This is a genomic window from Aromatoleum tolulyticum (assembly GCF_900156155.1).
Lineage (GTDB): Bacteria > Pseudomonadota > Gammaproteobacteria > Burkholderiales > Rhodocyclaceae > Aromatoleum > Aromatoleum tolulyticum.
This window is the reverse complement of record NZ_FTMD01000007.1, coordinates 135811-158827: the sequence shown is the minus strand read 5'-3', so window position 1 is coordinate 158827 and position 23017 is coordinate 135811. Positions and strand designations below refer to the sequence as shown.

Genomic DNA, 23017 nt, shown 5'->3' with positions numbered 1-23017 from the left:
AGACGACAAACCCCGCCGGCGGAGCAAGCTCGCCGCGGGAGCGTACATAAGACTTATAGGAAATGCCCGTGGCGTAGGCCGGTCTACCTGCTGGCAATTTGAGCAGGGTCAACAAAATAGGGGGTCCGCTCGTACATCGCGCGCATCCCTGAGGAATTTCTTGCGTCCCGCGCTGTTAACGGGGAAGGTGACGCGGCGGTAGCATCGGTGCCCGCCGCGAAGGGAAAGGCAAAGAAAGGAAGCAAGGTATGAAGCACCCCATCCTGCTGTGGGATCTCCCCACCCGCCTCGCGCACTGGCTGCTCGTCGCGCTGGTCGCGAGCGCGATCGTCAGCGTGAAGATCAGCGGCAACGCGATGGAATGGCATGGCCGCATCGGCCTGGCGATCCTCGGCGTCGTCGTGTTCCGCATCGTGTGGGGCGTCGTCGGCTCGACCTACGCACGCTTTACGCAATTCCTGCCGACGCCGGCCGCGATCCGCGCCTACCTGCGCGGACACTGGCGCGGCGTCGGACACAACCCGCTGGGGGCGCTGTCGACGGTCGCGCTGCTGTCGCTGATGGCCGGGCAGGCGCTTGCGGGCGCCTTCGCCAACGACGACATCGCCTTCTACGGCCCGCTCTACCACGCGGTGTCGAGCGAACTGTCGGGCTGGATCAGCGGCCTGCACCGTCAGGCCGAATGGATCGTGTACGGCCTGGTCGGCGTGCACGTGGCCGCGGTGATGTGGCACACGCACGTGAAGAAGGACAACCTGATCCGGCCGATGATCACCGGCGTCAAGACGGTGGACGACCCGGCGATTCCGCCCGCGCGCGGCGGCGGCCCGGTCGCGCTGGTCGTCGCGCTGGCGATTGCCGGGTTCGCGGTCTGGGCGGTGTCCGGCGGCCTGCTGCCGCCACCCGCCCCCGTTCCGGCCGCGACGACGCCCGCGTGGTAGCGCGGCCTTACTGCCGCACGTCGCTCCAGGCGGCGCCGGTCAGCGCCTGCAGCTGCGCCGGACTGAGCGGGAACACCGAGAATGGCGTTCCCGCGGCCGCCCACACGATGTCGAAGCGCTGCAGGTCCTCGTCCAGCAGCAGCTTCGCCGGCTGGGCGTGGCCGAGCGGCGCGACACCGCCGATCACGTAGCCGGTCGCGCTGCGCACGAAATCCGCGTCGGCACGCGCGAGCCCTTCGCCGACCCGGGCCGCGACTTTCGCCTCGCTGACGCGGTTGTCCCCGCTCGCGACGACCACGACCGCCTGCCCGCTGTCCTTGCCGCGGAAGACGATGGATTTCGCGATCTCGGCGACAGTGCAGCCGATTGCCGCTGCCGCCTCCGCGCTGGTGCGCGTCGGTTGCTCGAACTCGACGACACGCGTGTCGATGCCGGCTTCATTCAGGAGTTGTGCGGTGCGTAGGGCAGTGGGATGCTGGGCGGGCTTCATGGCGGTACGGGAACGCAAAGCGTGGAATCTTAGCGCCGCGTCCCGCTCAATCCAAGCGATCGACACCGGCGTCAGTCGCTGAGCTTCCCCCACGGCGGCACCGGCTTCAGCATCGCCTCCAGCTCGTCCAGCAGCACCTTCACCTTGGGCAGTCGCGCCCGGCTGGGCATGTAGCAGGCGTACAGGTGGCGGCCGAAGTCGATGCGCGGCGTGTAATCGGTCAGCACGCGCACCAGCCGTCCGTCGGCCAGCTCGTTGCAGCACAGGTAGGTCGGCAGGATCGCCAGTCCGTGCCCGGCCAGCGTCGCATCGAGGATGCTCGCGGGCTCGTTGAACTGGATGCGGCCGCGCACCGGGATCGCGATTTCCGCGCCCGTGCGGTCGAGCAGGTGCCAGATGCGGTTGTCCGACAGCAGGAAGCTGAAGCACTGGTGATCGACGAGCTCGCGCGGCTGCCGCGGCGCGCCGTGCCGGGCGAGGTAGGCGGGCGCGGCGCAGATCACCGTTTCCATCGTGAAGATGCGCTTGGCGACGACGTCCTCGGGAGGCGTCTTGCAGAAGCGCAGTGCCAGGTCGATGCGGTCCTCGGCGAGGTCGACCAGCGTGTTGGTGAGGATCAGCTCGCATTCGAGCTCGGGATAGCGGGCGGTCAGCCGTGGCAGCAGCGGCGCCAGCCAGATGCGGCCGAACACCACGCTGGCGCTGATGCGCAGCAGCCCGCTCGGCACGTCGCCGAGGTTGCGCACGGCCACTTCGGTCAGCTCCACCGACTCGAGCGCACGCAGCGCGTGCTGGTAGAACACTTCGCCCGACGGCGTCAGGAAGAGCTTGCGCGTCGAGCGGTCGAACAGGCGCACGCCGAAGCGCCGCTCGAGCTCGCCGATCTGCTTGCTGACCTGCGCGCGCGTGCAGTCCAGGCGCCGTGCGGCGGCGGCCATGCTGCCGCTCTCGACGACTTTCACGAAGGTTTCCCAGCTTGCGAGCCAGCTCATGTGTCAATTTCAGCTGTCAATGTATCGTTGACGTAGCAGCAATGATTATCGGCTTTTTGTTTCCTGATCGGTCGGGTAAATTGCGACCTACCTAAGCTAGGGTATCCATCATGCACAAGAGCATCGCGCTTCCCGAAGCCTTCTTCCAGCCGCTCGGCGACAACGCCTACCAGCCCACCGAGGCCACGATCGGCCCGTGGTCGGTCGACAGCCAGCACGGCGGCCCCCCGATCGCATTGCTCGCGCAGGCGCTGCGGCGCTTCCCGTCCGAATTCGGCCTCGACATCGCGCGCATCACCTTCGAGATCCTCGGCCCGGTGCCGGTCGAGCCGTGCGAGCTGCGCGTGCGCGTGCTGCGTCCGGGCCGGCGCATCGAGCTGATCCAGGGCGAGATGCTCGTGCGCGGCAAGCCCGTCCTGCTCGCCCACGCCTGGCGCGTCGAGCGCAGGCCCGAGAGCGCGGTCGCCGTCGCGGACCCCTTCGCGGTGCCGCCGCTGCCCGAGGCGCAGGCGCAGGTGTTCTTCCACGGCGTCGACTACTTCCCCTACGCCGATGCGCTCGAATGGCGCTTCGCCGACGGCAGCTTCCTCGAGCCCGGGCCGGCGACGGTGTGGGCGCGCCCGCGCATCCCGCTCGTCGCCGGCCAGCCGACCGACGGCATCGAGGCCCTGCTGCTGATCCTCGACTCGGCCAACGGCATCAGCGCCGAGCTCGACATCCGCCACTGGACCTTCGTGCCGGTGGATCTCACGATCAACATGCACCGCCATCCGACGGGCGAATGGTTCGGCATGTCGGCGCGCACCATCATCGACACGGGCGGCATCGGCACCGTGACGACCGCGGTGTTCGACCTCGACGGCGCGCTCGGCCGCAGCCTGCACACGCTGTTCGTGCGCAAGAAGTAGCCGGCAAGCACACCCCTGCCCCAACCCCAACCCCAACCCCGACCATAACGACAAAGAAAGAAGACCACCATGCTGCGATCCCTCAACAGCCGCGCCGCGCTGATCGTCACCCTCTCGGCCGCCGGTATCCTGATGGTGACGATGGGCGCACGCCAGTCGCTGGGCCTGTTCGTGTCGCCGCTCAACACCTCGACCGGGCTGGGTATCGCGACGATCAGCTTCGCGCTCGCAGTCGGCCAGTTCATGTGGGGCGCGATCCAGCCGGTCGCCGGTGCCTTCGCGGACCGCTACGGCGCGGCGAAGGTGCTGGTGTGGGGCCTCGTGATCCTCGCGCTCGGCAGCGCGATCACGCCCTTCATGGGTTCGGGCTTCGGGCTGGTCGTGTCGCTGGGGCTGCTCTCGGCGATGGGTTCCGGCGCGGGCAGCTTCTCGGTGCTGATCGGCGCCGCAGCGCAGCGGCTGCCGCTCGAGGCGCGTGGCACCGCCTCCGGCGTCATCAACGCCGGCGGCTCCTTCGGCCAGTTCGTGTTCGCGCCGGTGCTGCAGAAGCTGATCCAGAGCATCGGCTGGATGGGCGCGATGTGGTCGCTGGCGCTGATGACGCTCGCCGCGCTGCCGCTCGTGCGCGTGCTCGTCGACCCGAAGCACGCGACGCACCAGCACGCCGCGCACGAGGACGCCGGCCTGTGGCGTACCGTGCGCCAGGCGATGGGCGACCGCAGCTACCTGCTGCTGCACGCCGGCTTCTTCACCTGCGGCTTCCACATCGCCTTCCTGGTCACCCACCTGCCCGGCGAAGTCGACCTGTGCGGCCTGCCGCCGACGGTCGCGAGCTGGTCGCTGGCGATCATCGGCCTGTCGAACATCGTCGGCAGCCTGTACGCCGGCGCCTCGGTATCGCGCTACCGCAGCAAGCACATACTTGCGGCGATGTACGCGTCGCGCGCGCTGCTCGTCGCGATCTACCTGATGGCGCCGAAGACCGCGCTGACCTTCTACCTCTTCGCCGCCGGCCTCGGCTTCACCTGGCTCGCGACCGTGCCGCCGACCGCGGCCATCGTCGGCAAGCTGTTCGGTATCCGCTACCTCGGCACGCTGTTCGGGCTGACGCTGCTGTCGCACCAGATCGGCGGCTTCCTCGGCGCGTGGCTGGGCGGCATTGCGATCACGCGCTTCGGCGACTTCTCGTGGATGTGGTACGCCGACATGGCGCTCGCCGCGATGGCCGCCATCGTCAATCTGCCGATCCGCGAGGCGCCGGTGCTGCGCCCGATGGCGCAGCCGGCCTGAACTCCGCCTCCGAAGTGAAAATGGCCACCCCTCGGGGCGGCCATTTTCCGCTTCACCGCACCGGATGCCCCGGTGCGCGGCGCATCACTCCTCGATGCGGAACTTGTCGTGACAGGCCTTGCAGGCCTTGCCCATTTCGCCGAACTGGGTCTTGATCGCGGCCTGGTCGCCGGCCAGCGCGACCTGCTGCAGCTTGTTGGCCTGTTCGACGAAGTTCTTCGCGATCTTGCCGACTTCCTCCTTGTCGGTGAAGAGCTCCGGCTTCACGCGCGTGTCCTTCCAGCCCTTGCCCTTGTCGGTGCCCGGCAGGTACAGCGAGCCCATCCCCGAGTTCGCAACCGCGGCGATGGCGTTGGCGGCCGCAGCGACCTGGTCCTTGTTGAACGGCGTCGTGCCGTCGACGGCCTGTGCCTTGATCTTGCCCATGTTCCACGCCATGAAGGTGTAGCCGGACTGGCGGAACTTGATCGCGTCCTCGGGCTTCATCTGCGCGGACGCGAGGCCGGCGAGGGACAGGGCGAGGAGGCCGGCGGCGGCATGGGTGAGGAGTTTCTTCATCGGTCGTTCTCTCGTTTCGGGTGGTTGGAAAATACCGTATGGCACGCGGCCGGCGCGCAAGCGCGCCGGCCGCGCGATGATCCTGCGCGAACATGAACAGCAGTCTAGCGGGATTTATTCCACGGCCAAGGCGCGTGTGACCCAGGTCACACAGTCCTCGGCCGCGACGCGAAGCATGAGGCACGCGGCGGTGTCGCGCACCCCGCTCGTCGGGGGGCTCAACCGATCTTGATCGGCACGAAGATGCGCGTGCCGCCGCGCTGCACGAGCAGTGCGAAGCGGTTGCCGATCTTCTCCATCAGCTGGCGGAACGCCTGCACTGTGGTCACCGGCTGGTTGTTCACGGCCAGCACGATGTCGCCCTGCTGCAGGCCCGCCTGTGCCGCCGGACCGTTCACGCGTTCGACCAGCAGGCCGCCGCGCACACCGAGCTGTGCCGCCTCCTCGTTCGTGAGCGCTCGCCCGGCCAGGCCCAGCTTGCCGCCGGCATCCTCGCCGCGCTTGCCGTCGCCCCCGCCGCTCGGCACTTCGGCCAGGGTCTCGGGGCTCATCTCGCCCAGCGTCGCGCTCACCGTGCGGCTCTTGCCCTCGCGCCAGATCTCCAGCTTCACGCTCGAGCCGGGGCGCTTGTCGCCGATGATGCGCGGCAGGTCGCCCGACTCGCCGACGTTCGTGCCGTCGACGCCCAGCACCACGTCGCCCGGCTTCAGGCCCGCCTTGTCGCCGGCGCTGTCGGGCTCCACGCTCGCGATCAGCGCGCCGCGCGGCTCGGAGAGGCCGAAGGACTGCGCCAGCTCCTTGTCCAGCCCCTGGATCGTCACGCCCAGCTTGCCGCGCTGCACGCGGCCGTACTTGACGATCTGGTCCTTGACCTTCAACGCGACGTCGATCGGGATCGCGAACGAGATGCCCATGAAGCCGCCCGAGCGCGAGTAGATCTGCGAGTTGATGCCGATCACCTCGCCGGCGAGGTTGAACAGCGGCCCGCCCGAGTTGCCGGGGTTGATCGCGACGTCGGTCTGGATGAAGGGCACGTAGTTCTCGTCCGGCAGGCGGCGCGCCTTGGCCGAAATGATGCCGGCCGTCACCGTGTTGTCGAAGCCGAAGGGCGAACCCACGGCCACGACCCATTCGCCGACGCGGGAGCGTTCCGCATCGCCGGTGCGCACGGTCGGCAGCCCGGTGGCGTCGATCTTCAGCAGCGCGATGTCGGTGCGCTTGTCGGTGCCGACCACCTTGGCCTTGAACTCACGCTTGTCGATCAGCTTGATGGTGACTTCCGACTCACCTTCGCCGACGACGTGCGCATTGGTGAGCACGTAGCCGTCGCTGCTGACGATGAAGCCCGAGCCCACGCCGCGCTGCGCGCGCGGGCCACGGTTGCCATGCCCCGGCTGGCCGGGCATGCCCGGCGTCGGCACGCCGAAGCGGCGCAGGAAGTCGTAGAACGGATCGTCGGGCGACAGGCCTTGGGCGTCCTCGCCCATCGGACGCGTCTTTTCCTTCTGCGTCACGGCGATGTTCACCACGGCGGGCCCGACCTGCTCGACCAGATCGCCGAAATCGGGCAGGCCGAAGCGGTTGAGCTGGGCTGCCTGTGCCGCCGCTACCGGGCTCGCGGCGAGCGCCGCGGGAAGCGCGAGGCCGTCGATGAAGGCGGAGCCGAGGCCCATCGCCAGGGCGGTGACGCACCGGGAAGTTCGCCAGCTCCTGGTGGCGTCCGAGCAGGTTGAGGCCCGTCAGCCGCACTTCCAGCGTCCGTCCGCCATCGAGGCGGAACTCGCGCGCGATGCTCGCGTCCAGCGTCGTGTAGTCCGGCACGGTATAGCGGAAGCTCGGCGTGAACCCGTTGCCGGCGCGCACCGGCCCGACGCGCAGCAGGCTCAGCGCGCTCTGCCATGCACCCATGCGCTGCAGCCACGTGATGCTGGCCGAATAGGGCGCGACGCTCTCCGTGGTGCCGTCGTCGTCGGCGCGCACGCGCGTCAGTGTGTGGCGCAGCAGCAGCGTGCCGTCGTTCCAGGGCTTGAAGTCGAACTGCGTTTCGACGCCTTCGAGCCGGACCGTGCCATGGCCGTTTGCCCACTGCGACGGCGGCAGGAAACGCTGTACGAGTTGCTGGAAGGGATTCTCGATCGGGGAGTCGGCCTGCTGGCGCACGATCTGGTCGCGGATGCGCTCGTGGAACACGCGCACGTCGAGGTTGCCCTGCAGGGCCGGGAAGCGGCGTGCATATCCGAGCTCGAAGCTGTCGAGGCGCGACGGGTCGATGCCCGCATTGGGCACGAAGCGATGCTGCAGCAGCAGGCCGAGCGTCGGATGGAAGATGCGCACGTCGCTGTAGCGGCTGAAGACTCCCGGATTGCGCCATGCGCGCGCGTAACCGGCGCGCCAGGTCTCAGTCTCGTCCGGCAGCCAGTTGAGGAACACGCGCGGCGACAGGCGGGTGCGGTCGTGCTGGAAGCGTTCCGCCATCGCACCGAAGTTCCATTGCCACTGCGGCGCCGCCCGCCATTCGACGTTCGCGTACAGGCGCCGGCTTTCCTCGGTCGGATCGGAGCGGCCGAAGAAGATGAACGGCGCGTGGACCTGGTCGCGGCGCCATTCGGCCCCCCAGCTCAGCCTCAGGCCCTGCCGGGGCGAGACGTTGTGCTGGAACTCGAGGTTCTGGCGCCGCGTCGTGAAGCTGTCATTCACCGGGATCGAGACGGGGCCGAGGATGGCCTGGAGCGGCCCGGTGTTGACCGCCCATTCGTTGCGCGTGCGCTCGTAGGCGTAGTAGCCGGACAGCAGGAACTCCTCGTCCGGACTGACGGCATGGCGCCAGCGCAGGTGGCCGAAGTGCTCGCGCGTGTCCATGTCGCGCTCGGGATGGGAGTTGAACGGCGTGTTCGGGTAACCCGTTCCGCGCTCGATGTCGGTGAGGCCGGCGAGCAGGGTCAGCTCGTCGTGCTCGCCCATCTGCAGGTCGCTGCGCAGGCTCACGCGGTGGCGGTTACGGCTGTCGTTCAGGTCGTGCACACCCTCGTCGCGCAGGTGCTGCGCGGTGATGCGCAGGCCCAGCGGACCCGAGCGCGTGACCACGCGGCCGCTGACCTCCGAATACTCGCCCGTACCGGCCGCGACCGAAACCGTCCCGCCGCTTTCCTCCGCGGTGTGGCGCGTGATGATGTTCACCACGCCCATGTAGGCGTTCGTGCCGTACGAGGCCGCGTCGGTGCCGCGCACGACCTCGATGCGCTCGATGTCCTCGATCGCCAGCGGGAATGAATTGCGCCCGAAGCTGCCGAAGTAGGCCGCGCTCACCGAGCGCCCGTCGATGAGGATCTGCAGCTCCTGCGGCCAATCGCGGTTCGGGCCGTGGTAGCTGACCCACTGCTCGCTGCCGCGTTCCTTCGCGACCAGCATGCCCGGCACCAGACGCAGCAGGCGGTCCAGGCTGCGGTAGCCGGTCGCGCGGATCGTCTCGCGATCGAGCACGGTGATCGCCGCAGGCGCCTCGTTCTGCGGCCGCGGCATGCGCGAAACGGTGAGCACCACCGGGAGGGAATCGAAATAGCTCGCTTCCGGAATCTGCGGATCCGGTGAGTTGTCCGACCCGGTGCCGGACTGCGCCGCCGCGACGGAAGTGCACGCGGCAATCGAAGCCGCGGCCACGGCGCGCAAATATAAGCGGAAAGTCATAGATCGTTATTGTTTGAAGCCCCGCCCCGCGGGACATTGGCACAAATCGAAGTATAAGGGCAGCGGCACTCGGCCGGTTGCCGGAGGTGTCCCGATGTGCCCATGCGGAGTAACATCTTCGACGCATGCCATCGCCCAGCGCACCCCCATGACCCTCACCGATCTCCGCTACCTCATCGCCCTCGCCCACGAGCGCCACTTCGGTCGCGCGGCCGAGAAGTGCCATGTCAGCCAGCCCACGCTTTCGGTCGCGATCAAGAAGGTCGAGGACGAGCTCGGCGTGCAGCTGTTCGAGCGCAGCGCGACCGAGGTCAAGATCACCTCCACCGGCCAGCGTATCGTCGCCCAGGCCGAGAAGGTGCTGATGGAGGCGGCGCAGATCCCGGAGATCGCCGCTGCCGGCAAGGATCCGCTGTCCGGACCGCTGCGCCTGGGAGTGATCTACACCATCGCGCCCTACCTGCTGCCGCGCCTGATCCCGCGCGTGCACAAGCTCGCGCCGCGCATGCCGCTGATCATCCACGAAAACTACACGACGCGGCTCCTCGAGGCGCTCAAGCGCGGCGAACTCGACGTCATCGTGCTGTCGCTGCCCTTCGACGAAGCGGGCATCGTCGCCCAGCCCGTGTATGACGAACCCTTCCGCGTGCTGATACCCGCGACGCACCCGTGGACGGCGCTCGCGCACATCGACCCCGAAAAGCTCGCCGACGACCAGCTGCTGCTGCTCGGCGCCGGCAACTGCTTCCGCGACCAGGTGCTCGAAGTGTGTCCGCACTGCCGCAACGTCAGCGGCCTGCAACGCACGCTGGAAGGCAGCTCGCTGGAGACGATCCGCCACATGGTCGCGACCGGCCTCGGCGTCACGGTGCTGCCCAGCACCGCCGCGGACGACCTGCCGACGCAGAACGCGCTGGTCGCGGTGCGTCCCTTCTCCGACCCCGAGCCCTCGCGCCGCGTCGCGCTCGCGTGGCGCGTCACCTACCCGCGCAGCGGCGCGATCGACGTCCTGCGCACCGCCATCCTCGAGAGCGACCTGCCCGGCGTGCGCCCGATCGGCCGTGTGGCGCCGCTGGAGATTGCCTAAGGTAGACCTGAAGCACGCCTGCCGGCGCAGGCCGGCGTGAACGATTGCCGCGCCGTCCCGCGCGTTGGCGGCTAGGTTGAAATCATGCCTTGTGCAGGGGGTGCGCCGTGGATGCACCGCTCGTGATCGTCGGTACCGGTTTTGCCGGCTACGCGCTGTTGCGCGCGCTGCGCCAGCGCGACCGTCACCGCGAGATCCACCTGATCGGCGCGGGCGAGGCCTCGGCCTACGCCAAGGACCAGTTCCCGGCGGGCCTCGCGCACCGGCGTGACGCGGACGAGCTGGTGATCGCGACCGCCGAACAGATGGCCTACCGCTTCGAGGCCACGATCACACCGCACCGCCGCGTGCTCGCGATCGATCCGGCAAGCCGCGTGCTGCGCACCGACAACCCCGCGCAGCCCGAGCAGATCTGGTCGCAGCTGGTGCTTGCGACCGGCGTGGAATCGCTCAGGCCGGCGAACGTGCGCGGCAGCGGTGCCGCGTCCGTCCTCACCGTCGGCAGCCTCGCCGAGTACGCCTATCTGCGTTCCGAACTCGCGGGGCGCGGGCGTGTCGCCGTCGTCGGCGGCGGCGTCCCCGGCTGCGAGCTGGCGGAAAGCCTGAAGCGCGGCGGCTGCGAGGTGACCCTGCTGGAGTCGGACCCGCACCTGCTGGGCGGCAGCGTACCCACCCTGTGTGCCGAACGCATCGCCGACGCACTGGCCGCCGCCGGGGTGCGCATCCGCACCGAGGACGGCGTGCAGCGCATCGACCAGGGCATGGACGAACTGCACGTCACGATGCTCGGCGGCAAGCCGCTCGCCGTCGATGTGGTCGTCGCCGCGCTGGGCACCCGGCCGCGCGTGCAGCTCGCGCGGGCCGCGGGGCTGGACGTCGCGGCAGGCATCGTCGTCGATGCCGCCCTGCGCACCTCGGCCGAGGCGATTCACGCCGTGGGTGGCTGCGCGGAATTCGAGGGGCGTGTGTTCGAGTTCGGCGAAGACATCGATTCCTGCGCGCAGGTGCTTGCCGACGTGCTCGCGGGACACGGCGCACGCATGCGCTGGAAGGCGCGCGTCCGGCGCCTGAACCTGGAGTGCTGCGCGGTCGCGATCTGCAAACCGCCGCCGGTCGCCGGCGAATGGCACGAATCGGCCACCGCCCGCGGCGTGCGCGCGCTGTTCCACGACCGTACGGGGGCCCTGCGCGGCTTCGCGCTGGTCGGCGATCCTGCCGGCGAGAGCGGCAGCCTGCTCAGCCGCGTCGCGCGCTGAAGCGCGACCCGGCTCAGGCTTCCTTGCGCGCCCGCGGGCTGGTCTTGCGCGCTGCCGGTTTGGCCTTCTCGGCCTTTTCGGCCGTCTCGGCCGCCGCGCCTTCCTTGCCGGCGCCGTCGCCCGCCTTGGCCTTCGCGCCGGCCTTGGGTGTCTTGGGCTCGAACTCGAAGCCCACCTTGCCGTCCGCGCCGCGCACGAGGAAGGCCGAGAACTTGCGCTTGGTGCGCGTCGACACGAACCCCTTGAGCAGGTCGGTGCGGCCGTCGGCGAGCAGCTTGGTCATCTGCTCGCGCTCCACCGGCTGCTGCAGGATCACCTTGCCCGAGCGGAAATCGCAGGACTTCTCCGGCCCCACCGACTTCGCGCACACATAGGCCATGCCGTGCTCGTACACCGGCGACGCACACTTCGGGCATGCGCCCAGCGGCTCCTGGCCGGAGAAATCGACCGGTTCAGCGCCCTCGCCGTCGTCCTTGGGCTGGCCGAAATCGAACTCGGGCTGCTTGTCGTCGTTGAGTCGGATCTCGGCGTTGAAGAGCCGTCCCATCTTGCTGCGGAAGCCCATCAGCGGTCCGACCCTGCCCTCGCGCAGCAGCGTCTCGATCTCGTGGATTTCGAACTGGCGCCCGGCGACGATCTTCCACGCGCTCCAGTCGCAGGCCTGGCACGCGAACTTCTTGTAGTTCTCCTTCACCACGCCGCCGCACTTCGGGCACCGCGTCGACAGCGTGACGAAGTCGCCCGGCACCGTGTCGGACTCGAAGCGCTTGGCGCGCTCCACGACTTCGCGCGCCATCTCGGCGATCTCGCGCATGAACTCGGGGCGCGACAGCTGGCCGCGCTCCATCTGCGCGAGCTTGTGCTCCCATTCGCCGGTCAGCTCCGGCGAAGTCAGCGCGGAAACGTCGAGGCCCTTCAGCAGCGTGATGAGCGAGAAGGCCTTCGCGCTGGGGATCAGTTCGCGCCCCTCGCGGTGGATGTACTGCTCGGCGATCAGGCCCTCGATGATCTGCGCGCGCGTCGCCGGCGTGCCGAGGCCGCGTTCGGCCATCGCCGCGCGCAGCTCCTCGTCGTCGACCATCTTGCCCGCGCCTTCCATCGCCGACAGCAGGGTCGCTTCGTTGTAGCGTGCGGGCGGCTTGGTCACGAGCGACTTCACGAGGATGTCGTCGGTCGACACGGTCTCGTTCGGCTGCACCGCGCACAGCTGCGCGCCCCCGCCGCTGCCATCCTCGTCTTCCTTGACCGCCTCCTTGCCGTACACGGCAAGCCAGCCCGAATTCACGAGCACCTTGCCCTCGGTCTTGAAGGCCTCGTTCTCGACGCGCGTGATGCGCGTCGTGATGCGGTATTCGGCCGCCGGGTAGAACACCGACAGGAAGCGCCGCGTGACCAGGTCGTAGATCTTGTGCTCGGCTTCCGACAGGCTCTTCGGCACGGTGCCGGTCGGGATGATCGCGAAGTGGTCGGAGATCTTGGCGTTGTTGAAGATGCGCTTGTTGGGCTTCACCCAGCCCTGCTTCGCGATCTCGTTCGCGAACGGCGCGTAGTCGTCGGGCAGCGCGCGCATCACGTCCTTGACGGTGCCGAGGTAGTCCTCGGGCAGCGCGCGCGCATCGGTACGCGGATAGGTCAGCGCCTTGTGCTTTTCGTACAGCGCCTGGGCGATCTGCAGCGTCACGCGCGCCGAGAAGCCGAAGCGGCCGTTGGCCTCGCGCTGCAGGCTGGTGAGGTCGAACAGCAGCGGCGAGAGCTGCGTCGACGGTTTGGACTCCTCCGTCACGGTGCCCGGCTTGCCGTCGCACTTCGCCTTGATCGCCTCGGCGCGCGCCTTGTCCCACAGGCGGAAGGCGGTCGCGTGCTCATCGCCCTCGGGCTTCTTGAACTTCTCGTCGAACCAGCGTCCCGCGTAGCTGCCGGCCTGGCAGCCGAAGGAGGCTTCCAGTTCCCAGTAGTCGCGCGGCTTGAACTGGCGGATCTTCTGTTCACGCTCGACCACGATGGCGAGCGTCGGCGTCTGCACGCGCCCGACCGTGGTGAGGTGGAAGCCGCCGGTCTTGGAATTGAACGCGGTCATCGCGCGTGTGCCGTTGATGCCGATCAGCCAGTCGCTCTCGGCGCGGCACACCGCCGCCGAACGCAGGCCCTCGACCTCCTGCGCCGAGCGCAGGTGGGTGAATCCGTCGCGGATCGCCGTCGCCGTCATCGACTGCAGCCACAGCCGGCGCACCGGCTTGTCGCTCTTGGCGTGCTGCGCGATGAAATTGAAGATCAGCTCGCCTTCGCGCCCCGCGTCACACGCGTTGATCAGGCCGGTGACGTCCTTGCGCTTGATCAGCCGCGTCAGCAGCTTGAGGCGGTCATCGGTCTTCTCGATCGGTTTCAGCGCGAACTGCGGCGGGATCACCGGCAGGTGGGCAAAAGTCCATTTGCCGCGCTTGACCTCGTACTCGTCGGGCACCACCAGTTCGAGCAGGTGGCCGACGGCCGATGAGAGCACGTACTCGTCGGACTCGAAGTAGTCCTTTTCCTTCGTGAAGCCGCCCAGCGCGCGGGCGATGTCCTGCGCGACCGAAGGTTTCTCCGCGATGATCAGTTGCTTGCTCATGCCGCTTGGCCGCCTTGGAAAACCCTGTCGGTTTTCGTGTATGGGGTGATCGAGCGGCGCATGATAAGCAGGCCGCAGTCAAGGGTGCAAGCGCCGCGGATGCGCCAGTTGTCCCGGTCAGTGCATTCGACGCACTTGCAACTCGGGACACTAGTGCTTTGCGAGCGCGCCTTCTTCCGCCTCTTCCCCGAGCAGTTCGTCGACGATCAGGCTGTCGAGCGGCAGCTCGCGCTGCCACAACACCATCAGCACGATCACCTTGAGCCGGGCGAGGCTGGCCGTGACGCCGTTCAACGCCAGCGTGCGCTCGATGATGATCTCGCGCGTTCCGGCGTCGAGGGCTCCGGCATTCTCCAGGAAGGCGAGGAAGCCGCGGCACTCGGTGCTCAGCCGCGCCTCTTCCTCGGCCGCATACACGCGGAAGGCGCCTGCTGCGGGCGTCATCGCGAGCGGCGAGGCGTCGGAAATGCTGCGCAGGCCCGAGAGCCAGTCGAGCGCCTCGGTGATTTCATCCTCCTCGAAACCGGCTGCCGAAAGCTTGCGGGCGAGCTGGTCGATTTCGGGGCAGGCGGCGGCGTGAACGTAGTTCTCGAAGAGGTATACAAAAATGTCGAACATGGCGGCACACCGTCAGTCAATGGCGCTGGAAGCGCCCGCCGGGGAGTCGGCTGATCCGCCCGTCGAGCTCCAGTGCCAGCAGAATGGCGTAGAGCGCATCGAGCGTCAAGCCGCTGCGCGCGGCCAGCGTGTCGATGTCCAGCGGATCGTGGCCCAGTGCGGCGAGTACCGCGGCCTGCTCGGGAGGCGCTTCGGCGGTGGGGGGCGGCGCGAAGAGCGGCGCCGGGTCGCCGGCCGCGCCGCGTTTGCGTCCGCGTGTCGGGTTCGCGGTAGCCGCCGGCCGCGCATTCGTCGGCGCGCCCGCCGGCCGGCCCCACGCCAGTTCGTCGAGGACGTCGGCGGCGGTCTCGACCAGCTTGGCGCCGTCGCGGATCAGGCGGTGGCAGCCGCGTGCGAGCGGCGAATGGATGGAGCCGGGGATCGCGAACACCTCGCGCCCGCACTCGGACGCGAGCCGCGCGGTGATCAGCGAGCCGCTGCCGATCGCTGCCTCGACGACCAGCACGCCGCGCGCGAGTCCGGCGATGAGGCGGTTGCGGCGCGGGAAGTTGTGCGGCAGCGCGGGAGTGCCGAGCGGCAGTTCGCTGACGATGGCGCCGCGCCGGGCGATTTCGCGCGCGAGCGCCTGGTGGCGGGCGGGATAGACGCGGTCGGCTCCGGTACCGATGACCGCCACGGTCTTGCCGTCGGCGTGGTCGAGCGCACCGCGGTGGGCCGCGGCGTCGATGCCGAGCGCGAGCCCGCTGACGATCGTGAGGCCGGCGCCGGCGAGATGTTCCGCGAAGGCCTGGGCGTTCGCGACGCCGCCCGGCGTTGCGGAGCGGGCGCCGACGATCGCCAGCGCGGTGCCGGCGAGCAGCGCCGGATCGCCCTTCACGTACAGCAGTACCGGCGGATCGGGGATCTCGAGCAGGCCGCGCGGATAGGCGGCGTCGCCGAGGGTGAGGATGTGGTTGTCCGGTTCCGCGGCCCACGCGAGGGCTGCGGCGATGCGCGCCTCGTCGGGCGCGGCGAAGAGGAGGTCGGCGGTATCTGCGCCGGCCACCGCGGTGATCGCACTGCGCCCGGCGGCGAAGACTTGCCCGGGTAGTCCGAACGCCGCGAGCAGGCTGCGCTGGCGTTCGGGGCCGATGCCGGGGAGGAGGGTCAGCCGCAGCCAGGCGGCGAGATCGTCCTCCACACTTGGGTCCGTCAGGGTCTGCGCACGCTGTCGCCGACCGCGACCTGGCCGTCGGTCTCCATCACCAGCGCGTAGGAGACGCGGTCGAACACGCGGAACACGAAGACGAGGCCGTAGCGCTTCTCGGGCAGGTCGTAGGTTTCCTTGTTGCCGTCGTCGTCCTTGTACACGACCGAGCCGCGGTTGCGGTGCAGCGCGAGCACATGGCCGCGCTCGATGCCTTCGCGCGCGCCGACGCCGAGCGTCACGACGTGGTTGCGGCCGGTTTCGGCGACGCCGCGGTAGATGCCGATCAGGCGGCCGGCGACCTCGTTCTGCGGCGCATGCGGCATGTACGAGAAGATCTCGGGCTTGTCGCTGACGACCAGGCGGTCGCCGGTGCCGATCTCCTCGACCGCGCTGATGATCTCGAGCGTGGCGGGTGTGCCCTGCTCGGTGACGCGCGCGCTGCCGAGGAAGGCGGCCTCGTAGCCGAGCACTTCCTTGGTGACCGGGTCGGTGAGCGGCTTGGCCGGACGCAGCACCTGCCACACCTTCTGGTCGTCCTTGACGTTCTTGGCGAAGATCGTGTCGCCGGGGCCCATGAAGACGCGGCTCGTCTCCGTCGCGACCACGGTGCCGGCGTCGGCCAGACGTGCCTCGTCGACGACCAGCGGCTTGGTCAGGAAGGGCTCGATGTCCTGCATCGGGATGCTGGTGACGGCGTCCTTGAGGTCTTCGTGATAGACCTGCGGCTGCAGCCTCTGGTCGCCGACGCGGCGGCCGATCGACAGGTAGGGGCCGCTGCGGTCGAGCACGATGATCTGGCCGGGATAGATCAGGTGCGGGTTGCGGATCTGGTCGCGATTGAGGCGCCACACTTCGGGCCAGCGCCAGGGTTCCTTGAGGAACTTGCCCGAAATTCCCCACAGCGTGTCGCCGCGCACGACGGTGTGGCTGTCGGGGGCGTTGTCGGCGATGGCGGCAGGTGCCGCGAGCGCGGGCGCGCCGAGAAGGGTCGCAACGCTGAAGAGGAGAGGGAATATAATGCGGGTCATCGCTCGCTTCCGATTGGAACGGACCGGATTTTCCGCTACCGGAACGCGTTCCGCCGGTCGAGGGATCCAATCCGCAGACTCGATTCGAATGCCGGGGCGACCCCGACAGCATGCCAAAGCACTTGAAATTCTGCACGTAATGACTTAACCCGGCAAGCATTTATGGCGCTATTACCGATCCTTCGCTATCCCGACCCCCGTTTGCACACGCGCGCCGCCCCGGTCGCGCAGGTGGACGATTCGATTCGCCAGCTCGTCCAGGACATGGCCGAGACGATGTACGAGGCGCCCGGTATCGGGCTCGCCGCGACGCAGGTGGATGTGCACAAGCGGGTGGTGGTGATCGACGTCAGCGAGGACCGCTCCGACCTACGCGTGTTCATCAACGCCGAGATCGTCGAGAAGTCCGGCGAGCATATCGGCGAGGAAGGCTGCCTGTCGGTGCCCGGCATCTACGAGAGCGTGCGTCGCGCCGAGCGCGTGCGCGTGAAGGCGCTCGACGCCGCCGGCAAGCCCTTCGAGCTGGAGGCCGACGGCCTGCTGGCGGTGTGCATCCAGCACGAACTCGACCACCTCGAAGGCAAGGTCTTCGTCGAATACCTGTCGCCGCTCAAGCTCAACCGCATCAAGACGCGGCTGGCGAAAAAAGCGCGGATCACCGCGTGAGCGCGGCCGCCCCCTCGCGTAGCTCGCTCCGCGTCGCCTTCGCGGGCACGCCGGAGTTCGCCGCCGCGGCGCTGGAGGCGATCCTCGCCGCGGGTTTCGCGGTGCCGCTGGTGCTGACCCAGCCCGACCGCCCCGCCGGGCGCGGCATGAAGCTCACCGCGAGCCCGGTGAAGCAGGTCGCGCTCGCGCACGGCATCGCCGTCGACCAGCCGGAGAAGCTGCGCAGCGAGGAGCAGCGTGCGGCGCTCGTGGCGTGCGCGCCGGACATCCTCGTCGTCGCGGCCTACGGCCTGTTGCTGCCGCCCGCGGTGCTGGAACTGCCGCGCCTGGGCTGCATCAACATCCACGCTTCGCTGCTGCCGCGCTGGCGCGGCGCGGCACCGATCCATCGCGCGATCGAGGCGGGCGACGCCGAGACCGGCATCACGATCATGCAGATGGACGAGGGCCTCGACACCGGCGCGATGCTGATGAAGCGCTCGCTGGCGATCGGCCCCGACGACACGACGGCGACCCTGCACGACCGCCTTGCGGCGCTGGGCGCGGAGATGGTCGTCGAGGCGTTGCGCGCGCTGCCGCAGGGCACGCTGAAGGCCGAGCCGCAGCCCGAGGCCGGCGTGACCTACGCGGCGAAGATCGGCAAGGCGGAGGCGGCGATCGACTGGCATCGTCCGGCAGTGGAGATCGGGCGCGCGGTGCGTGCGTTCAATCCCTTCCCGGGCGCGGTCGGCACGCTGCGCGACGTCGCCGTGAAGATCTGGCGCGCGGAGCCCGTTGCCGGATCCGGCGCGCCGGGCACGGTGCTGTCGGCGGACGAGTCCGGGGTCGTCGTTGCCTGCGGCGAAGGGGCGCTGCGCCTCGTCGAACTGCAGAAGCCGGGCAGCCGGCGCATGCCCGCCGGGGAATTTCTGCGCGGATTCCCGGTCAGTGCAGGCGAACGCTTCGGCAGCGGGAGCTGAAGGCGCGCGGGGAGAAATCCCCGCCCCGCATTGAAGCCGCGGCGTCCGGCCCCACATAGGGGCAGACAACCCCAATCACTGAGGAAGGAAAACGCACATGTTCGGCAACTGGCTGAAGACCTCGATCCTGATGGCAGGTATCGTCGCCCTGTTCGGTGCCGTGGGTGCCATGCTCGGCGGCAAGCAGGGCATGCTGATGGCGCTGGTGTTCGGCGGCGCGATGAACGTGTGGGCCTACTGGTTCTCCGACAAGATGGTGCTGCGCATGTACAACGCGCGCCAGGTCGACGAGACCAGCTCGCCCTACCTGTACAACATGGTGCGCGGGCTCGCGCAGCGCGCCGGCCTGCCGATGCCCAAGGTGTACATCATCGACGAGGAGCAGCCCAACGCGTTCGCGACCGGGCGCAACCCGGACCACGCGGCGGTTGCGGCGACCACGGGCATCATCCGCATGCTGTCCGAGCGCGAACTGCGCGGCGTGATGGCGCACGAGCTCGCGCATGTGAAGAACCGCGACATCCTGATCTCGACGATGTCGGCGACGGTGGCCGGCGCGATCTCGATGCTGGCGCAGTTCGGCATGTTCTTCGGCGGCAGCCGCGACGACGAGCGGCCCAACCCGGTGCTGTCCATCCTCGTGATGATCCTCGCGCCGCTGGCGGCGATGATCATCCAGATGGCGATCTCGCGTACCCGCGAGTTCGGCGCGGATCGCGGCGGCGCCGAGATCTCGGGCGATCCCGAGGCGCTCGCGAGCGCGCTGGCGAAGATCGACGCCTACGCGCGCGGTATCCCCATGCACGCCGCCGAGGCGCATCCCGAGACCGCGCAGATGATGATCATGAACCCGCTGTCGGGCGGCGGCCTGCGCGGCCTGTTCTCGACCCACCCGTCGACGCAGGAGCGCGTGGCGCGCCTGCGCGAGATGATGGTCCGCGGCTAATAACTCAGTACGCAATTACGCGAGTCAAATTGAGTCCTGCACCGTCAAGCACGCGTGGCAGAAACCCATCCCCCTCCTGACCGTCCGGGTCCGGCTTTGCACAGCCGGACCGCTCAGCCGGCGCGAAGCGGTGCTTCGCGAAACCCCGGCTTCGCCCCCCTTGAAGGGGGAGGAACAGCGCTTTCCCGTGCTCGCTCCGCGCGGAGCGTGGGCTGATGTCTCGGCAACCGCGCCCGCCCTGGACCGAAAGGCTGCGCAGCTCGGTCCGCGCCAAGCTGCTCGTGCTGGTGCTCGCCCCGCTGGTGGTGGGCGTGCCGGTGCTGCTGGGGCTGGTGTGGACCTGGGGCAACGAGGCCTACGAGCGCCTGCTCAACTTCAAGATCAGCTCAGATCTCGTCACCGCGCACGAGTATTTCGACCGCGTGCGCAGCGGCGTCGGCTACGACGTGCAGGCGCTTGCCGAATCGCACCGCGTGGTCGGAACGCTGGCCGCACCGCCGGCCGCGATGTCGACGCTGCTGGCGGAACTCGCCCCCGGGCGGCGGCTGGACTTCCTGCTGCTGCTCGATCGCGAGGGCCGTCCGCTGGCGGCATCGCAGCCGCTGGCGGGCGCGGCGGCCGCGCGCCTGGATTGGCCGGCGGTCGCGTCGGCGCTGCACGGATCGGCGCTGACGACGGTAGAACGATTCTCCGCCGACGCGCTCCAATATTTGTCCCCGGCCCTGCGCGAGCGCGCCTGGCTGCCGCTCGTGGAAACGCGCGCGGCGGCACCCGATGCGCGTACGGCGGAGGATCGGGGACTGGTGATCCACGCCGCCGCACCGGTGTATGACGAAAAGCGCAACCTCGTGGGGGTGCTCGAGGGCGGCGTCCTGCTCAATGGCAATCTGGAGATGGTCGACCGCATCAACGCCATCGTCTATCGCGACGGCTCGCTGCCGCTCGGCAGCCGCGGGACCGCCACCCTGTTCCTCGACGACACCCGCATCGCCACCAACGTGCGCCTGTTCGGCGACACGCGGGCGCTCGGCACGCGCGTGTCGCAGGCGGTGCGCGACCATGTGCTGGGGCGCGGCGAGACCTGGCTGGGCGCGGCCTTCGTCGTGAACGGCGACTATGTCTCGGGCTACGAACCGATCGCGGATGGTCGCGGCGAGCGCGTCGGGATGCTGTACGTGGGCTTCCTCGAGGCGCCTTTCCGCGATGCGGGCCGCATGGCGATGGGGGCGCTGTTCGTGCTGTTCATCGGCATCAGCGCGGCCGGCGCGGCGCTCAGCCTGCGCTGGGCGCGCAGCGTGTTCCGGCCGATCGAGCGCATGAACGCGGTGATCCAGCGTGTCGAACAGGGCGAAGCGGACGCACGCGTCGGTGAGGTCGCGAGCCGCGACGAGCTGGGGCGGCTGGCGGGCGAGTTCGACCACCTCCTCGACACCCTGTCGGCCAAGCGCGAGGAACTGCAGCGCTGGGCCGATGAGCTCGACCGCAAGGTCGCCGAGCGCACGGTGGAACTGAGCGAGGCCAACGAGACATTGCGACGTGCGCAGCAGCAGCTGGTGATGAGCGAGAAGCTCGCGGCGATCGGCGAGCTGACGGCGGGGGTCGCGCACGAGATCAACAATCCGGTCGCGGTGATCCAGGGCAACCTCGACGTGATGCGCGACGTGCTGGGGGCGGCGGCCGAGCCCGTGCGCCAGGAGATCCGCCTGATCCACCAGCAGGCCGACCGCATCCGCCAGATCGTCACGAAGCTGCTGCAGTTCGCGCGTCCGGGCGAGTTCGCGGGCTACGCCGAAGCGGTGGAGGTGAACGAGGTCGTCGCCGACTGCCTGTTCCTCACGCAGCACAGCTTCGATCGCCGCGCGATCGAGGTCGCGACCGACTTCGCGGCGAAGGCGCGCATCGAGATCAACCGCAGCGAGCTGCAGCAGGTGCTGATCAACCTGATCGTGAATGCCGTGCAGGCGATGCCCGACGGCGGGCGACTGAGCCTCGCGACGACGGACTGGAGCGAGGACGGCGCGACCGTCGGCGCGGTGATCCGGGTGCGCGATACCGGACATGGCATCGCGCCGGAGGACCTGTCGCACATCTTCGATCCCTTCTTCACGACCAAGAAGGGCAGCGGCACCGGCCTGGGCCTGTCGATCAGCTACACGATCGTCGAACGCTACGGCGGCCGCATCGTGGTCGACAGCCGGCCCGGCGAGGGTACGGAGTTCGCGCTGTGGCTGAGGCGCGAGCCGCGTTACGACGAATCCCCGAGCGCCCCGGGGTTTTTACGGCGCTGGTGAGGCGTAGTTGGGGCGCAGGCCCGGACGACTCGGTTATTATCAAAATGTAACTGCGTGCGGCGCGGCCGCGCACACCGGGCGACACATGAAAAGGACAGCGATGCAGCACGAGCGCGAGGGGGGAGCCGCCGGCCCCGCCGGCACTCCCGAGTTCAACTGGCAGGCGCATTCGGTCCTCATCGTCGATGACGAAGAGGGCATGCGCAGCTTTCTCGAGCGCGCGCTCAAGCCGCGCTGCGGGCTGGTCGAGACGGCGCCGGACGCAGAGCATGCGATGCGCCTGATGGCGCGGCTGCACTTCGACCTGCTGATCCTCGACATCGCGCTGCCAGGCAAGTCCGGCCTCGACTGGCTGCACGAACTGCGCGAGTCGGGTTTCGCCGGCGACGTGATCCTGATCACCGCCTTCGCCGACCTCGATACCGCGATCAATGCGCTGCGCGGCGGCGCGTCGGACTTCATCCTCAAGCCCTTCCGCGTCGACCAGATCCTCAACTCGATCAAGAACTGCTTCCAGCGCGCCCACCTCGCGCGCGAGAACTTCATCCTGCGGCGCGAGCTCGCGGGCCTGTCGGCGGACGTCGAAGGTCTGGTCGGGCATTCGGCGGCGATGGAAGAGCTGCGCACGGTGCTGCGCCGTGTCGCGCAGATGCCCAGCACGGTGCTGCTGCTCGGCGAATCGGGCACCGGCAAGGAAGTCGCCGCGCGCGCGCTGCATCGCATGAGCCCGCGCGCGCAGCGCCCCTTCGTGCCGGTGAATTGCCCGGCGATCGCGGCCGGGCTGATCGAGAGCGAACTCTTCGGTCACGTGAAGGGCGCCTTCACCGGCGCGACCGAGACGCGCAACGGGCTGTTCTATTATGCTCACGGCGGCACGCTGTTCCTCGACGAGATCAGCGAATTGCCGCTCGCGCTGCAGACGCGCCTGCTGCGCGTGCTGGAGGAGCGCAAGCTGCGGCCGGTCGGTTCGGAACGCGAGGTACCGGTGGATGTGCGCATCATCGCCGCCTCGAACCGCGATCTCGCCGCCGAGGTGGCCGCGGGGCGCTTCCGCCAGGACCTGTATTTCCGCCTCGCGGTGGTCGAGATCGTGATCCCGCCGCTGCGCGAACGCGCCGAGGACATCCCGGATCTGGTGCGGCATTTCATGCAGCTCCTGACGGTGCAGCTGGGGGTCGCGCCGCTCGCCTTGTCGAACGCGCTGTTCGCGCGCCTCGAGGCGTACGGCTGGCCGGGCAACGTGCGCGAGCTGCGCAACTTCATCGAGCGCTCGCTGATCCTCGGCGGCTTCCCGGTGGAGGCGCTGGGGGCACGCGGGGACGTGCTCGCGGGCGGCATGGACCTGCCGCTCGACGAGGTCGAGAAGCGCCACATCCTGCGCATGCTGGATGCCTGTGGCGGCAACAAGTCGGAGGCCGCGCGGCGGCTGGGGGTGTCGCGCAAGACGCTGGAGCGCAAGTGCGCGGAGTGGGGCGAGTCGGTCGCGTGAGCGCGCGCCGACGCCCG

The 23017-nt window shown here is 69.1% G+C and carries 18 protein-coding genes and 1 pseudogene; 10 read left to right on the top strand and 9 right to left on the bottom strand.

Features of this window, described 5'->3' with window-relative positions; all coding sequences use genetic code 11:
- The first annotated feature begins 248 nt into the window (after positions 1 to 248).
- Positions 249 to 941: a cytochrome b/b6 domain-containing protein gene (locus tag BW991_RS12370; protein WP_076602423.1), complete on the top strand. Its 693-nt coding sequence runs from the start codon at positions 249 to 251 to the stop codon at positions 939 to 941.
- Positions 942 to 948: 7 nt separating this feature from the next.
- On the opposite strand, the gene BW991_RS12365 is transcribed toward BW991_RS12370, so the two are convergent.
- Together BW991_RS12365 and BW991_RS12360 are read right to left on the bottom strand one after the other, a co-directional pair.
- Positions 949 to 1431, bottom strand: a complete 483-nt coding sequence (locus BW991_RS12365; protein WP_076602422.1) for a YbaK/EbsC family protein — start codon at positions 1429 to 1431, stop codon at positions 949 to 951.
- Positions 1432 to 1502: 71 nt separating this feature from the next.
- Positions 1503 to 2423 carry a LysR family transcriptional regulator gene (locus BW991_RS12360; RefSeq protein ID WP_076602421.1) on the bottom strand — a complete coding sequence of 307 codons (921 nt, stop codon included), beginning with the start codon at positions 2421 to 2423 and terminating at the stop codon, positions 1503 to 1505.
- Positions 2424 to 2533: 110 nt separating this feature from the next.
- On the opposite strand from BW991_RS12360, the gene BW991_RS12355 reads away from it, so the two are divergent.
- A complete protein-coding gene (locus BW991_RS12355) occupies positions 2534 to 3331 on the top strand; it encodes a thioesterase family protein (protein ID WP_076602420.1) in 798 nt (265 codons plus the stop codon).
- A 69-nt stretch (positions 3332 to 3400) separates the two neighbouring features.
- Positions 3401 to 4621, top strand: a complete 1221-nt coding sequence (locus BW991_RS12350; RefSeq protein ID WP_076602419.1) for an MFS transporter — start codon at positions 3401 to 3403, stop codon at positions 4619 to 4621.
- An 84-nt stretch (positions 4622 to 4705) separates the two neighbouring features.
- On the opposite strand, the gene BW991_RS12345 is transcribed toward BW991_RS12350, so the two are convergent.
- The 3 genes and pseudogenes from BW991_RS12345 to BW991_RS12335 all read right to left on the bottom strand — a co-directional run.
- Complete coding sequence (locus tag BW991_RS12345) at positions 4706 to 5179, bottom strand: c-type cytochrome (RefSeq protein ID WP_076602418.1); 474 nt, start codon at positions 5177 to 5179, stop codon at positions 4706 to 4708.
- 218 nt (positions 5180 to 5397) lie between these two features.
- Entirely contained in the window at positions 5398 to 6852 is a 1455-nt protein-coding gene (locus tag BW991_RS12340; RefSeq protein WP_076602417.1) for a DegQ family serine endoprotease, read from the bottom strand.
- A 64-nt stretch (positions 6853 to 6916) separates the two neighbouring features.
- A pseudogene (locus BW991_RS12335) lies at positions 6917 to 8698 on the bottom strand (TonB-dependent receptor plug domain-containing protein); the annotation flags it as partial.
- Positions 8699 to 9011: 313 nt separating this feature from the next.
- On the opposite strand from BW991_RS12335, the gene BW991_RS12330 reads away from it, so the two are divergent.
- Together BW991_RS12330 and BW991_RS12325 are read left to right on the top strand one after the other, a co-directional pair.
- The gene (locus BW991_RS12330; protein ID WP_076602416.1) at positions 9012 to 9950 is read left to right on the top strand and encodes a hydrogen peroxide-inducible genes activator; all 939 of its coding nucleotides are present in this window, start codon (positions 9012 to 9014) and stop codon (positions 9948 to 9950) included.
- A 107-nt stretch (positions 9951 to 10057) separates the two neighbouring features.
- Positions 10058 to 11206 (top strand): FAD-dependent oxidoreductase, encoded by a 1149-nt coding sequence (locus tag BW991_RS12325; protein ID WP_076602415.1) that lies wholly within the window; start codon positions 10058 to 10060, stop codon positions 11204 to 11206.
- Between the two features lie 13 nt (positions 11207 to 11219).
- Here the strand turns inward: BW991_RS12325 and BW991_RS12320 are convergent, their stop codons facing one another.
- The 4 genes from BW991_RS12320 to BW991_RS12305 form a co-directional block, all read right to left on the bottom strand.
- Complete coding sequence (locus BW991_RS12320; RefSeq protein ID WP_076602414.1) at positions 11220 to 13814, bottom strand: DNA topoisomerase III; 2595 nt, start codon at positions 13812 to 13814, stop codon at positions 11220 to 11222.
- Between the two features lie 150 nt (positions 13815 to 13964).
- The gene (locus tag BW991_RS12315; RefSeq protein ID WP_076602413.1) at positions 13965 to 14432 is read right to left on the bottom strand and encodes a Smg family protein; all 468 of its coding nucleotides are present in this window, start codon (positions 14430 to 14432) and stop codon (positions 13965 to 13967) included.
- Between the two features lie 16 nt (positions 14433 to 14448).
- Positions 14449 to 15612, bottom strand: a complete 1164-nt coding sequence (gene dprA / locus BW991_RS12310) for a DNA-processing protein DprA (RefSeq protein WP_170879094.1) — start codon at positions 15610 to 15612, stop codon at positions 14449 to 14451.
- Positions 15613 to 15623: 11 nt separating this feature from the next.
- Entirely contained in the window at positions 15624 to 16649 is a 1026-nt protein-coding gene (locus BW991_RS12305) for a LysM peptidoglycan-binding domain-containing protein (RefSeq protein WP_076602412.1), read from the bottom strand.
- A gap of 162 nt (positions 16650 to 16811) precedes the next feature.
- Here BW991_RS12305 and def point away from each other — a divergent pair, with 162 nt between their 5' ends.
- The 5 genes from def to BW991_RS12280 all read left to right on the top strand — a co-directional run bounded on the left by def (position 16812) and on the right by BW991_RS12280 (position 23000).
- A complete protein-coding gene (gene def / locus BW991_RS12300; protein WP_076602411.1) occupies positions 16812 to 17315 on the top strand; it encodes a peptide deformylase in 504 nt (167 codons plus the stop codon).
- The gene (gene fmt, locus BW991_RS12295) at positions 17312 to 18274 is read left to right on the top strand and encodes a methionyl-tRNA formyltransferase (RefSeq protein WP_076602410.1); all 963 of its coding nucleotides are present in this window, start codon (positions 17312 to 17314) and stop codon (positions 18272 to 18274) included. Before def ends, fmt begins: the two co-directional genes overlap by 4 nt.
- A 97-nt stretch (positions 18275 to 18371) precedes the next feature.
- Entirely contained in the window at positions 18372 to 19220 is an 849-nt protein-coding gene (gene htpX / locus BW991_RS12290; RefSeq protein ID WP_076602409.1) for a zinc metalloprotease HtpX, read from the top strand.
- Positions 19221 to 19435: 215 nt separating this feature from the next.
- Positions 19436 to 21511, top strand: a complete 2076-nt coding sequence (locus BW991_RS12285; protein ID WP_076602408.1) for a sensor histidine kinase — start codon at positions 19436 to 19438, stop codon at positions 21509 to 21511.
- Between the two features lie 100 nt (positions 21512 to 21611).
- On the top strand, positions 21612 to 23000 hold the full coding sequence (locus BW991_RS12280) for a sigma-54-dependent transcriptional regulator (protein ID WP_076602407.1): 1389 nt from the start codon (positions 21612 to 21614) through the stop codon (positions 22998 to 23000).
- Positions 23001 to 23017: the final 17 nt, after the last annotated feature.